The 12,732-nt window shown below is 39.9% G+C and carries 13 protein-coding genes; 10 read left to right on the top strand and 3 right to left on the bottom strand.

Features of this window, described 5'->3' with window-relative positions; all coding sequences use genetic code 11:
- Nucleotides 1–4: 4 nt before the first annotated feature.
- Nucleotides 5–850: an N-acetylglucosamine kinase gene (locus tag H4075_RS11900; protein ID WP_182801066.1), complete on the bottom strand. Its 846-nt coding sequence runs from the start codon at nucleotides 848–850 to the stop codon at nucleotides 5–7.
- A 117-nt stretch (nucleotides 851–967) separates the two neighbouring features.
- Here H4075_RS11900 and H4075_RS11895 point away from each other — a divergent pair, with 117 nt between their 5' ends.
- Entirely contained in the window at nucleotides 968–2,563 is a 1,596-nt protein-coding gene (locus tag H4075_RS11895) for a S41 family peptidase (protein WP_182801065.1), read from the top strand.
- A gap of 62 nt (nucleotides 2,564–2,625) precedes the next feature.
- Here H4075_RS11895 and H4075_RS11890 read toward each other — a convergent pair whose 3' ends face one another.
- Entirely contained in the window at nucleotides 2,626–2,973 is a 348-nt protein-coding gene (locus H4075_RS11890) for a DUF6249 domain-containing protein (RefSeq protein ID WP_182801064.1), read from the bottom strand.
- A 170-nt stretch (nucleotides 2,974–3,143) separates the two neighbouring features.
- Between H4075_RS11890 and H4075_RS11885 the strand changes: the two genes are divergently transcribed.
- From H4075_RS11885 to H4075_RS11845, 9 genes are all read left to right on the top strand, one after another.
- Nucleotides 3,144–3,731, top strand: a complete 588-nt coding sequence (locus H4075_RS11885) for an RNA polymerase sigma factor (protein WP_182801063.1) — start codon at nucleotides 3,144–3,146, stop codon at nucleotides 3,729–3,731.
- A 10-nt stretch (nucleotides 3,732–3,741) separates the two neighbouring features.
- On the top strand, nucleotides 3,742–4,245 hold the full coding sequence (locus H4075_RS11880) for a hypothetical protein (protein WP_182801062.1): 504 nt from the start codon (nucleotides 3,742–3,744) through the stop codon (nucleotides 4,243–4,245).
- Between the two features lie 52 nt (nucleotides 4,246–4,297).
- Nucleotides 4,298–5,656: a pyridoxal-phosphate dependent enzyme gene (locus tag H4075_RS11875; RefSeq protein WP_182801061.1), complete on the top strand. Its 1,359-nt coding sequence runs from the start codon at nucleotides 4,298–4,300 to the stop codon at nucleotides 5,654–5,656.
- 824 nt (nucleotides 5,657–6,480) lie between these two features.
- Nucleotides 6,481–7,308: an ABC transporter substrate-binding protein gene (locus H4075_RS11870; protein WP_182801060.1), complete on the top strand. Its 828-nt coding sequence runs from the start codon at nucleotides 6,481–6,483 to the stop codon at nucleotides 7,306–7,308.
- Nucleotides 7,292–8,809 (top strand): hypothetical protein, encoded by a 1,518-nt coding sequence (locus H4075_RS11865; protein ID WP_182801059.1) that lies wholly within the window; start codon nucleotides 7,292–7,294, stop codon nucleotides 8,807–8,809. The genes H4075_RS11870 and H4075_RS11865 overlap by 17 nt, the downstream gene beginning before the upstream one ends.
- 125 nt (nucleotides 8,810–8,934) lie before the next feature.
- On the top strand, nucleotides 8,935–10,002 hold the full coding sequence (gene fbaA / locus H4075_RS11860; RefSeq protein ID WP_182801058.1) for a class II fructose-bisphosphate aldolase: 1,068 nt from the start codon (nucleotides 8,935–8,937) through the stop codon (nucleotides 10,000–10,002).
- A 36-nt stretch (nucleotides 10,003–10,038) separates the two neighbouring features.
- Nucleotides 10,039–10,956, top strand: coding sequence for an acetyl-CoA carboxylase, carboxyltransferase subunit beta (accD, locus tag H4075_RS11855; protein WP_182801057.1), 918 nt, complete (start codon nucleotides 10,039–10,041; stop codon nucleotides 10,954–10,956).
- Between the two features lie 71 nt (nucleotides 10,957–11,027).
- Nucleotides 11,028–11,465 (top strand): SsrA-binding protein SmpB, encoded by a 438-nt coding sequence (smpB, locus tag H4075_RS11850; RefSeq protein WP_182801056.1) that lies wholly within the window; start codon nucleotides 11,028–11,030, stop codon nucleotides 11,463–11,465.
- A gap of 52 nt (nucleotides 11,466–11,517) precedes the next feature.
- Nucleotides 11,518–11,928, top strand: a complete 411-nt coding sequence (locus tag H4075_RS11845) for an SET domain-containing protein (RefSeq protein ID WP_182801055.1) — start codon at nucleotides 11,518–11,520, stop codon at nucleotides 11,926–11,928.
- 65 nt (nucleotides 11,929–11,993) lie between these two features.
- On the opposite strand, the gene H4075_RS11840 is transcribed toward H4075_RS11845, so the two are convergent.
- Complete coding sequence (locus H4075_RS11840; protein ID WP_182801054.1) at nucleotides 11,994–12,662, bottom strand: porin family protein; 669 nt, start codon at nucleotides 12,660–12,662, stop codon at nucleotides 11,994–11,996.
- Nucleotides 12,663–12,732 lie beyond the last annotated feature (70 nt).

Here is a 12,732-nt window from a genome sequence, read left to right as displayed (position 1 = left end):
AAAATTAGCTATGATATTCGATTAATCCCTGCATCGGGTTTTTAAGTATACGGCCGCACTGCAATTCGTAAGCGTGGCACATGGATTTCAACACATCACGAAAAGCATAGGCAACACCTCCCGTAAAGTGGATTGGATACAACCAGCTTTCACGGAATTTGTATAAGTGATTAAAGAAAAAATCGTTGAACGAATCTTCAATAATATTCTCAACCATGTAATGCCCCCTGTTTTCTGCAAGAAATAATGCAAACGACGCCATATACCTGTTGGGTAATGGTTTGCGATATACATTGTCGAGAATTTCTACACGGTCAGTTTTGTATTTTGACATGAATCTGGCCTTTAATTCTTCATCAAATGTGTTGTACAAAAAATGCTGAATAACCTTACGTCCCAGATAGGCCCCACTGCCCTCATCGCCCAAAACATACCCAAGTCCGGGGCTGTTTTTTGAAATGCGTGTGCCTGTGAAAAAGCAGGCATTCGACCCGGTACCGAGGATGCAGGCAACGCCTTTATCATGACCACAAAGTGCTTTTGCCGCACCCATCATGTCATGATCAACTTTAATCTTTGTTGCGGAAGGAAATGTTTCTTTCAGTGCCTTTTTTACACTTTTAATATTATGCTCGCTGCTGCAGCCGGTGCCGTAAAAATAAATTTCTTTAATGGACTCCTTTGCCAGCTTTGGTTTCAATTCCTTTTTCAATAAACTGCCTATTTGTTCGCTGGTCATTAAAAACGGGCTAATGCCCTGTGTAAAAAGTATTTTCTTCTTTTTACCCTTTAATAAACACCATTCTGCCTTGGTGGCGCCGCTATCTGCTATTAATTTGATCGCACTCATACCGCTATTACGTTTTTCGGGCCTTTTCTGTAAAATATAAAAATTGAAACAAAAGCGAGAGGGCAATATGCTTTATTTTCATGAAATTCGCACCACTTTTTACACGAAAGCATGTTCATGAATAAAAAGAAAGTACAAGTTTGGCTTCCTGTTCTCTTATCCGTATCGCTTATCATCGGGATGTTTTTTGGGTATAAACTGCGTGACAATATGGGCAGCTATGCACCTTCTTTTTTTGGCCGTTCCAAGCCCAACCCCGTGCAGGAAATCCTTGAATTGGTGAAACAGAAATATGTTGACACGGTAAGCACCGACTCACTTGGTCAGTTTGCAATTCAGGATGTTTTGAACCAGCTTGATCCACATTCAATTTATATTCCACCTGTTGAAGTGCAGATGGTCAATGAAGACATGCAGGGCAATTACCAGGGTGTTGGATTAGAGTTCGGAATGCTGAACGACACATTGCATGTATTGTTTGTGATGCCAAAAGGTCCATCAGAAAAAGCCGGGCTACAGGTTGGCGACCGCATTATTTCAGCCAATGATTCTATTATTTCCGGTATGAAAAAAAAGCCGGAAGATATCCGCAAAATATTTCGTGGCCCCAAGGGAACTGAAGTAAAAGTAAAGCTGATCCGCAATAATAAACCTTTTGAATTGATCATACAACGTGGCATAATCCCCATCAAAAGTGTAGATGCTGCTTACATGATTGAACCGGGAATTGCTTATGTGCGGGTTGTAAAGTTTTCGGCTACCACTTATGAAGAATTTATGCAAAACCTGGAACGTCTGCAAAAAGACGGTATGAAGCAACTCATTCTTGACCTTCGTGGAAATGGCGGGGGAATGCTGGATGATGCCGTTCAGATGGCCGATGAGTTTCTGTCAGATAACAAGGAAATTGTATATACTGAAGGCAAATCATATCCAAGACAAAGCTATGCAGCCCGCAGGCCGGGTTTGTTTGAAGAAGGCAAACTGGTATTGTTGATCGATGAAGGTTCTGCTTCTGCAAGTGAAGTGCTGGCAGGTGCATTACAGGATTGGGACAGGGCAACGATCCTCGGTCGCCGATCTTTTGGAAAAGGATTGGTGCAGGAGCAATTTACGTTAAGCGATGGCAGTGCCGTTCGGTTAACTGTATCACGCTATTTCACTCCTATTGGCCGCAGTATTCAGAAGCCTTATAACAGAGGTGATAAAGCGACCTATAAATCAGAAGTTAGTGAGCGTTTGACCAATGGAGAACTGTTCCATGGTGATTCAGCAACACATAATGGCAAGAAATATAAAACCAAGGGCGGACGTATTGTTTATGGTGGCGGCGGTATTTCTCCTGACATTTATGTAGCTGTGGATTCAGCCGATCAGTTACCAAAAGCAAACCGCATGATTATTCGAGAGCAGGTAAGTGATGCGGCCTATCTTTATTTTATCAGAAACAGAGCAGCTTTAAAAGGATTAAAAGATCCTGCTGCCTTGCAACAGTACACCAACGCTGATGCTTCCCTTAATAATTATATTAACAGTTCAATAGCAACAGACAGCGTAAGTCCTTCGTCGCTTACAGAACGGCAGCTGGCTACAGTAAAAAAGAATTTCATCAGTTCGCTCAGCCGCTATATCTGGCACACGGAAGGCTATGTAAAAATGCGCAACTTATTCGACCCTTTAGTGAGCAGAGCTTTACTGGAACTAAAGAAATAAATGTAGAAAGCCTCCCGCTCTTGCAGGAGGCTTTCTACTTCTGATAAGGTTGTTGACGTATGTTATACTTTATCCAGCGTTTCCTTTTTCTCGATGCGGTATGAAAGGATAAGGCCCAGCCCTCCAAAAATGCCGATCATTGAAAAGTACATCACCGGATTCTCTTCATCGATCTTTAATACATATGTGTGCAGAACATAAGCAAGGAATAACCCAATGCCCGCACCCACCAGCAACAAACCCCACTTCAGATTGCGATATGGCGCAGGACGGTTAGCGAATTCTTTCGGATTCATCCCTTTTTCAATCATCGACATATTTTCTTTGTTCCTTAAATAGAACAGACCAAATGCCAATGCCATTGCTCCCAGCGGAACCAGTATCGGAATTAAAACTTCAGCAGGACCCATAATAATTGATTTTGCGTTTTTAAAAAGTGTACAGCATCTATGACAACAGCAGATTTAATCCGGTTACAGGTTTTCAGAATATTTTTTTCAAGCCCCTATTCAAAAAATCTATTCAACTTTATAAAAAGACTGTAACCAGCCTGTTACAGGCGGCGTCTTATCTACTGAATATGGAGAATGGCTCAACGGATAAGGAGATCATCACCCGGGTGCTGAAAGGCGACCAACGGGCATACGAGGTTATTGTTACCCGTTACCAGTCGTTTGTATTTACCATTGCCCTCCGTTATACAAAGAACCGTGAAGATGCCGAAGAGCTGGCGCAGAACGCATTTATAAAGGCATATCGTTGTTTGAATGATTACAGGGGTGATGCAAAATTCAGTACATGGCTGTATACAATTGTAACATCGTTGTGCTTAACCTTTTTGCGTAAGAAGAAACTGCAGGTGCATTCAATTGATCAGGATCATGTATTTGAATTGGCCGATCAACAGGATGCAGGTATGAGAGCAAATATGGTGGAAGAGAAATCGAAAATTAAAATGGTGAATGATGCCATTGCTCTTCTCCCACCCGATGATGCGAAATTGCTGTTGTTATTTTACAAAGGCGAACAAAGCCTGGAAGAAATTGGTTTGATATTGGGGATACAACCTAATAATGCAAAAGTAAAACTGCACAGAGCCAGGCAAAAGCTGAGAGAAAAAATGGAGCAGCATTTTGCTGTTGAAGTGGAAGACTACATTAATTCATAAAATCGTTTGTATGCATACTCAACAAATGGAAGAAAAGATCTGGGGTTATATTGATGGCAGTTCTTCAACAGAAGAAGTTGCTTATGTGGAGAAGATGATTGCTGCTGATGCAATATGGCGTGCAAAGTACAGTGAGCTGAAAGAGATCAATCAACTTCTGAAGGCCGATGTGGAACTTGAACAGCCATCCATGCGTTTCAGTATGAATGTAATGGATCAGTTACAAGGATTGCAACCTGCACCGGCAACAAAAAAATACATCAATAAAACCATCATTCGCTCGATAGCATTATTTTTTATCGTTACTATCGTTGGATTTTTGATCTATAGTTTTACATTGATCGATTGGTCTTCCGCATCATCAAGCGGCGAAGGCTATCAATTACCATCTTTGTCTTTCGATTACAAGTTGCTCATCAACAGCACATGGCTCAATGTATTATTAATGTTAAATGTTGTGATGGGATTACTCTATCTGGATCGTTACCTGCGGCGCAATAAGAAGGCTGTGTAACTACAGTCGGGTATTCATCGTAACTTCGCCACCTAAAAAGCATGGTTGCGATATGAATATTAAGAACAACATTCTCGAAACGATCGGGAACACACCTATCATCAGGTTAAACAAAATCACCCGTCAACTCCCCTGCACTGTTACTGCCAAGGTTGATTATTTCAATCCAGGCAATTCCATTAAAGACCGTATGGCGTTAAAGATGGTGGAAGTTGCAGAACAGGAAGGAAAATTAAAACCCGGCGGTACAATCATTGAAGGAACAAGCGGTAACACAGGTATGGGACTTGCATTGGCGGCCGTAGTAAAAGGTTACAAATGTATTTTCGTTACTACCGATAAACAATCGAAAGAGAAGGCTGATATTTTAAAAGCTGTAGGTGCAGAAGTGATCGTGTGCCCAACAAATGTTTTACCTGAAGATCCACGTAGTTATTATAGTGTAGCAGCAAGGCTGGCAAAAGAAGTTCCCAACTCCTTACACATGAATCAATACGATAATCTTGCAAACCGGTTGGCACATTATGAATCAACAGGTCCTGAAATTTGGGAGCAAACCGATGGAAAGATCACACATTTTGTTTGCACTGCAGGTACAGGTGGTACGATTACCGGTGCTGCAAAATACCTGAAAGAAAAAAATCCAAACATACAGGTATGGGCCATTGATGTGTACGGTTCATTGCTTACAAAGTATTTCCGCACAGGTGAAATTGATATGGGTGAAGTTCATCCTTATATCAGTGAAGGTTTTGGTGAAGACTTTGTGCCGAAGAATTATGATATGAGTGTGATCGATCATTTTGAACAGGTAACTGATAAAGACGGTGCTATCATGGCACGGAGGCTTGCAAAAGAAGAGGGTTTGTTTTGCGGTTACAGCGCAGGAAGTTGTTTGCAGGGATTGATGCAGTTGAAAGACCGTTTAAAGAAAGATGATCTGGTTGTTTGTGTTTTTCATGATCATGGCAGTCGCTACGTTGGTAAAGTATATAACGATCAATGGATGATGGAGCGTGGTTTCCTTGATGTAAAAACATTTAAGGATATTGTTTCTTCACGTGCACATAACCGTTTGATCAGTATTGAACCTACACATACTGTTGCTGAAGCTGTAGAGCTGATGAAGAAATATGATATTGAACAGATACCTGTAATTAACGGTAATGGCCAGATCGGTTCTATTTCTGAAAACGGGTTGTTCAATAAAGTTTTTTCCAATCCGGAGATAAAGCATGCAAGTGTGGAAGCAGTCATGGAAGCTCCTTTACCAATCGTTGCATTTGATACACCCATTGAGCGATTAAGTACACTCATCAGCAAAGAGAATGGAGCAGTATTAAGCAAAGATGAAGCAGGAAATTTTCATATTGTTACCAAGTACGACATCATACAATCGCTGGCGAAATGATTTTTATAATAACGTTAAGCAATAAATAAAGCCGCTGTTAACAGCGGCTTTATTGTGTTTAGGAGTTATTTCACGCTGTTTTCCTCTGGAATTAGTAGAATAACAAAGTTGATAGCGTAAGTACACGGGTTAAATATGCGTAGTTTTACGTATGAGGGGGTAAATACCGATGTTGTTAAAAAGAGAAATACTGCTCTTGTACAGTCTTAACAGTCCATTTACTTTTGTATCGGAAGTTGATTGAAACACAATCAAACAACTGACTTAAGAAAAACACTTAGACTTGATATCCAAATCCATTAAAAAACCAGAATTAAAAATCCAATATCAATTGACTTCCACTTTGAAAAACTATTTTTAATCCAACAACCTGTAAGAAAACCAAAAACCGTTGAAAAATCCAATGTTGTCCTAACTGAAGAAACCACCAATTATCCTAAAGAAGAACCAACGAAGTCCAAACGTCCGAAGAAGAACCAAAGAAAAATCCAAACATCCTAACCGAAGAACCGCCTATCCAAACGTCCGAAAGAAGAACCAAAAGCCACCATGGCAGAGCAATCTGTTGCGGAAACCAAGAGACCAAAAAAGGCTTTATTAAAAAGATCTGGATCCTAAGAAAACCAAGTAAAATCCAAACTAATGTCCTCTGAAATCCAGATCTTTTTTTCTTTTTATCTGCTCGTAAAAAAGAGATATTCTGAAAGAAAGATATTGCAGCGTTCCAAAATCCTTTGAATTAGTAAAATTGAATTCGTACCAAGGAAAACCATCAAACACCAAAGGAACCGCTGAATTAATTAAATTGCCTGTTTGAAAATGAAATGAAACAAGTTCAGGACCAAACAGGCAATTTTGTATCTATCCCTTTCCCATCCCAACGGGTAATTTCCCTCGTTCCATCACTTACTGAATTATTATTTGATTTGGGATTGACCGACGAAGTTGTCGGCATAACAAAATTTTGTGTTCATCCGGAAGAGTGGTTCAGAAGTAAAACAAGAATTGGAGGCACCAAACAAGTGAATCTTCCCTTAATTGAATCACTAAAACCTGATCTTGTCATTGCCAGTAAAGAAGAAAATATAAAAGAGCAGGTAGAAGCTGTTCAGCAGTTTTGCCCGGTTTATTGCAGCGATATCAGTAACCTGCAAGAGAGTTATGAAGTAATTGAACACCTGGGCTTTCTTACAGATCGAATTGATAAAGCAAATCAACTCATCAACAACATTCAAAATATTTTTAAAGGTTTGTCCGTTTGTTCAAAACCCATCAGGGCTGCTTACCTCATTTGGCAGGAGCCTTATATGACAGTTGGTGGCGACACATTTATCAGTCACATGATGGAGTTGGCCGGCTTTGAAAATGTATTTGTAACTGAACAGCGATACCCTGTTCTTACAATTGAAGAATTGATGAAACGTGATGTTGAGGCGGTATTGTTTTCATCAGAACCATTTCCTTTCAAACAAAAACATCTTGATGCATTTAAGCAGACATGGTTGCGGCAAAGCAGCATTGGGCAATTACCTGTTTGTAAAATTGTTGATGGCGAATTATTCAGTTGGTACGGCAGCAGAACATTATATGCAACCGACTATTTCATTAAACTAAGAGAAAGCTTATTTTTAAGCGATGAACTTACTGCATAAACAACGACTTCCGTTTTCACTTGCCCTGTTCTGTATCCTGTTTGCTGTTACATGGCCGCTCTATCAATTCGTGTCAGATCTTGATGCGGTTGGATATATGGAAGTGGCACATCACTATTTGAAAGGCGAATGGAAACTGGCAGTAAATGGTTTTTGGAACCCGTTGCATTCATGGTTGGTGGTGCCTTTGCTCAAATTAGGTTTGAACGATTGGGCTGCATTTAAGCTCAGTAATCTTATTTTTTCCTTAGGTTCATTATGCGCTCTTTATTCGTTGCTTAATAAATTTTTATTAGAGGATTGGCTGAAAACTGCTATCCAGTTGATAAGTGTTATTATACTTCTACATTATTGCTATTTTGAACTGGCTGCCGACGCATTACTCGTGTTTCTATTGCTGATTTATTTCAATCTTATTAAGCAACAGGACTTCTTTGAAAGTATACCAAAGAATTTACTGGCGGGTTTTATGGGGGCTTTATTCTATCTCGCTAAATCGTATGGGTTTCCTTTTTTTATTTTTCATTTTCTTGTCATTCATATTTTTCTCAATCCAAGCCGAAGCAATGCAGTTAAACAGCTTGCTGCAGGTTTCTTCACTTTTTTTCTTTTTACGTTTCCATGGTTAATGGCTTTGCATTGGAAGTATGGTGAATGGATGATCGCTTTTGGGAAGTTCAATGCCCATTGGAATTTTACAGGAGAACCTTTACCAGGTCCTGTTTTTCAAACGCCACCCCATGACGGTTCATCATCTGTATGGGAAGATCCCTGGCATGTAAAAGTTGATAATCTGCAATCAGTTCCCTTGATCACAATTGCATTACATCAGATAAGGGTTGTGCTGTTCAATTTCCAGGCATGGCTGAAATGCATGCATGATCTTTCGTTTCTAGCACCTGCAATTTTATTTGTGAGCGGGTTTATGTATTTCAAACACAAAACAAAAGAGTGGCTGTATTTACTCATTGGCATGCTCGCATTGCCATCAGGTTATTTATTGCTGCATCTTGAAACAAGATTTATCTGGGCAACATCTTTCATCTTTTTGATCGCAGGCACTTTGTTAATGCAGCAATTGTTTCTACAGGTGCAAATGAGGAAATGGCAGCGGTTGATCGTTTGGTTATTTTTCTTTGGAAGTTTTTTACTTGAACCGATCAATCATTTAAAAGATCAGGTGTATGGGCATAAAAGTATTTTTGATACGGCTGAACAAATGAAACAGCAGCAGATCAGCGGATCGTTTACAGCAAATGCCAAAGTGGATGAATGCATGGTGTTTGCCTATCTTACAAAAAATCCGTTTTACACCATTACCAAGCCTTCTTACTACAGTAAGGAATTATTGACTGAGATCAGTCAATATAAAATCAGGTATTATTTTTTCTATTACTCTTCTCAACAGGAAAAAGAATCATTCCTCAGCGGTGAAATTGCAAAAGCAGCAATCAAACAGGTTGAATTAGAGCCGGGATTGCTCGTTTTCAATTTTTACTAATACACGTTTGTAAAGCTGTAAAAAGTTGCCATTGTGAAAAGCTGCTAACCAGTATTTAACTATCTTAGCGGCGCTTTAATACGGATACAGATCCGTCTTTTTCAACTACTATTAATACTTTAATTATGAGCAAGTACAGAGCCGGCGTCCTTTTTGGTGAAGAACTCGAGGCATTATTAAAAGATGCAAAAGATAATGAGTTTGCACTCCCCGCAGTAAATACAATCGGTACAAATACAATCAATGCAACGCTTGAAACAGCAGCAAAAGTAAACTCTCCCGTGATCATTCAATTCTCAAATGGCGGTGCACAATTCATTGCCGGCAAGGGAATGCCAAACGACAAATTGCAGGGAAATATCAGTGGTGCTATTTCCGGTGCGTTGCATATTCATAACGTAGCTAAATATTATGGTGTGCCTGTTGTGTTACATACCGATCATGCCGCAAAAAAATGGTTACCCTGGATCAGTGGATTAATTGATGCCGGTGTAGAATACAAAAAAGAAAAAGGTCAACCTCTTTTCTCTTCACATATGCTCGATTTGAGTGAAGAACCGTTGGAAGAAAACATTCATACTTCAGTAGAATATTTCAAACGTATGGCTCCATTAGGCATGGGTATTGAAATTGAACTGGGTGTTACAGGTGGTGAAGAAGATGGTGTAGATAACAGCGATGTTGACAATGAAAAACTTTACACACAGCCAGCGCATGTTGAATATGCTTATACTGAATTGAGCAAAGTGGGCAAACTCTTTACTGTGGCTGCTGCTTTTGGAAATGTACATGGTGTTTATAAATCAGGCAATGTGCAGTTAACTCCAATCATTTTACATAACAGCCAGGTGCATATTGAGAAAAAATTAGGTACAGGACCAAAACCTGTTTACTTCGTATTCCACGGCGGTAGCGGTTCACCTCAACATCAGATCCGTGAAGCTATCAGCTACGGTGCCATTAAAATGAATATCGATACCGATCTGCAATGGGCATTCTGGGAAGGTATTCTCAACAATTACAAAAAGAACGAAGGCTATCTGCAAGGTCAGCTCGGTAATCCCGAAGGCCCGGATAGCCCTAACAAAAAACATTACGATCCCCGTGTATGGTTGCGTAAAGGCGAAGAAAGCTTTATCAAACGCCTCGAGGTTGCTTTCGAAGATCTGAACTGTGTGAATAGAAACGCTTAATTGCTTACTTTTACCCACTTTTCAAATCAAAGAACGATGGCAAAAAAAGAAGAGGATATTGAGAAAAATCTAACGGGCGACGATCTGCCGCAGGCAGATGCATTACGTTCGTCGTGGTTTAAACGGGTTCAGAAAGGGATTCTTACATCAACTTCAGAAAAGAAAGAAATCCAGGAAGGTCTCTGGACCAAATGTCCTGAATGTAAGCATACCGGTACTTCAACCGAATTAGCGGAGAATAAATATGTATGCCCCAATTGTAATTATCACCACCGCATTGGCAGTGCTGAATATTACGATATCCTGTTTGATGGTGATGAATACACGGAGCTGTTCGATAATATCCGCTCCAAAGATTATCTCGGGTTTACAGATCTGAAACCTTACCAGAAACGATTGGAAGATATCTGGAAGAAAACTGATCTGCACGATTCAATCCGTGTAGCGGTTGGTAAGATCGAAGGACATGGAACGGTGATCTGCTGTATGGATTTTGATTTCATCGGCGGTTCGTTGGGAAGTGTAATGGGCGAAAAAATTGCACGTGCTGCCGATTATTGCATTGAACATAAACTCCCTATGATCCTCATTTGTAAAAGTGGTGGTGCAAGGATGATGGAAAGTGCATTTTCATTGATGCAACTGGCAAAAATTTCAGGTAAGCTCTCACAACTCAGTGATGCGAAGCTCCCCTACATTACGTTGCTTACTGATCCAACCTTTGGTGGTGTAACTGCTTCCTTTGGGATGTTGGGAGATCTTAATATTGGTGAGCCGGGCGCATTGATCGGTTTTGCCGGTCCCCGTGTGATTAAAGAAACCATTAAAAAAGATCTGCCCGAAGGTTTCCAACGCAGTGAGTTTTTGCTGGAACACGGCTTCCTCGATCTCATCATCGACCGGAAAGAAATGAAACAGAAATTCGGCGTGCTGTTTACATTATTTAAGAACTAAAGAGATCAATTTTATATTTGCAATCAATATGAGTTGATTCAACTTTTATTGATTGCTTTTTTATTTGTAAAATGACAGAATTAAAAAACCGCTCTGCTTTTCATGATTACTATTTTGAAGACAAATTAGTGGCAGGGATGGTATTGGTTGGAACGGAAGTAAAATCGATCCGTGAAGGCAAAGTAAGTTTCTCCGACTCTTATTGTTTTTTTGATAAACACGAACTCTGGATCAAAGGTCTGCATATTGCAGAGTATAAATTCGGTACTACCAATAATCACCTGGCAGTACACGACCGCAAATTGCTGCTCAACAAAAAAGAAATTAAAAAGTGGGAAAACAAGCTGAAAGAAAAAGGCTATACCGTTGTTCCTCTCCGCATTTTCTTTACCGAAAATAATTTAGCGAAGCTTGAAATTGGTTTGGGTAAAGGAAAGAAACTCCACGACAAACGGGAAACCATTAAGAACCGTGATGCAGAGCGTGAATTGAAAAAGTATGTGAAATAAAATTATATACAATGGCCGCTATTCCAGTCGGCCATTGTATATAAATTACAATATGACCAAAGAACAATTATTGCAAGAGTTGAAACATGATACATGGGTGATGATGAAGCCCTCTCCCATTCATGGCAACGGAGTGTTTGCATTACGGGACATTCCAAAAGGTCAGCGTGGATTATTCTCAAAAAACATTGGCGAGTGGATCAAGATCGAGCGAAGTGAGATTGATGCACTGCCTGCTCACAGCAAAGAATTGGTGGAGACTTATTGTTTGTTTGATGATGACCATTACTATGTTCCTGATTATGGGTTCAAGGTGATGGATATTGTAAACTTTCTGAATCACGATGAATCGCCAAATATTATATCGATCAATGATGGTGAAGATTTTGAAACACTCCGTGAAATAAAAGCAGGCGAAGAGTTACTGATCAACTATGGAGAGATTGTTGATAGTGATGAATAAAACCGATGATGCCGGGTACTGCATCATCGGTCAAGGTTTCATAGTTATATCGTTTATTCAGCTAATTAAAATCTGTATGTTAACCCTGCTTTGTATCCTTCGTTAAATGCTTTGAAATTCTGGTTTTTGTCGAGGCGTTGAAATCCTCTTTCATAAGCTGCAGTAATACCGATGCCATTTTCAAACTCGTAACCTACACCACCCGTTACACCCACATCCCAACGGTTGAATTGCTCGGTGATATCAATATCACGGTTAAGAAGTGAAAAGCCGAATACAGAAACATCGGCCCGTAAATTATTCTTTACTAAATAAGAAACCTGTGGACCGGCAAAAAGCTGCAAACCGGCAACAGGCTTTACTTTCAGCAACACGGGAAGATCAACATAATGCATTTGAGCAGTAGCTCTTGCATCAAGTGCATCGATCTTTAATTGATTGATTGTAAGATTACCTTTAATACCATAGCCACGTTGCGTATAAACGAGCGAAGGTTCAATTGAAACAAAATCACCAAGAGGAAGTTCGGCGCCGGCACCAACATAAAAGGCCGTTCTGTTTCGGCTGCTGATGTAGCCATCTGTCTGATCGACCAATTGTGTAAAAGATTCTCTTGCTTCTCCTTTCCAGGTTGATTGAATAACACCTGCTTTGATAACAGGTTTAATTTGTGCGTTGGTTGTAATGGCTGCTGTAGTAAACACTACGAGTAAGCTTAGGTATGTAGTCCTCATAAAAATGGTTGCAGGTTTTTAGTAACTGCTTGTTCATTCAGATGAAGAAATGTTTTGCATAGATGTACGA

The organism is Lacibacter sediminis (assembly GCF_014168535.1).
Classification (GTDB): Bacteria; Bacteroidota; Bacteroidia; order Chitinophagales; family Chitinophagaceae; genus Lacibacter; species Lacibacter sediminis.
This window is presented reverse-complemented; position numbering and strand designations above follow the sequence as displayed.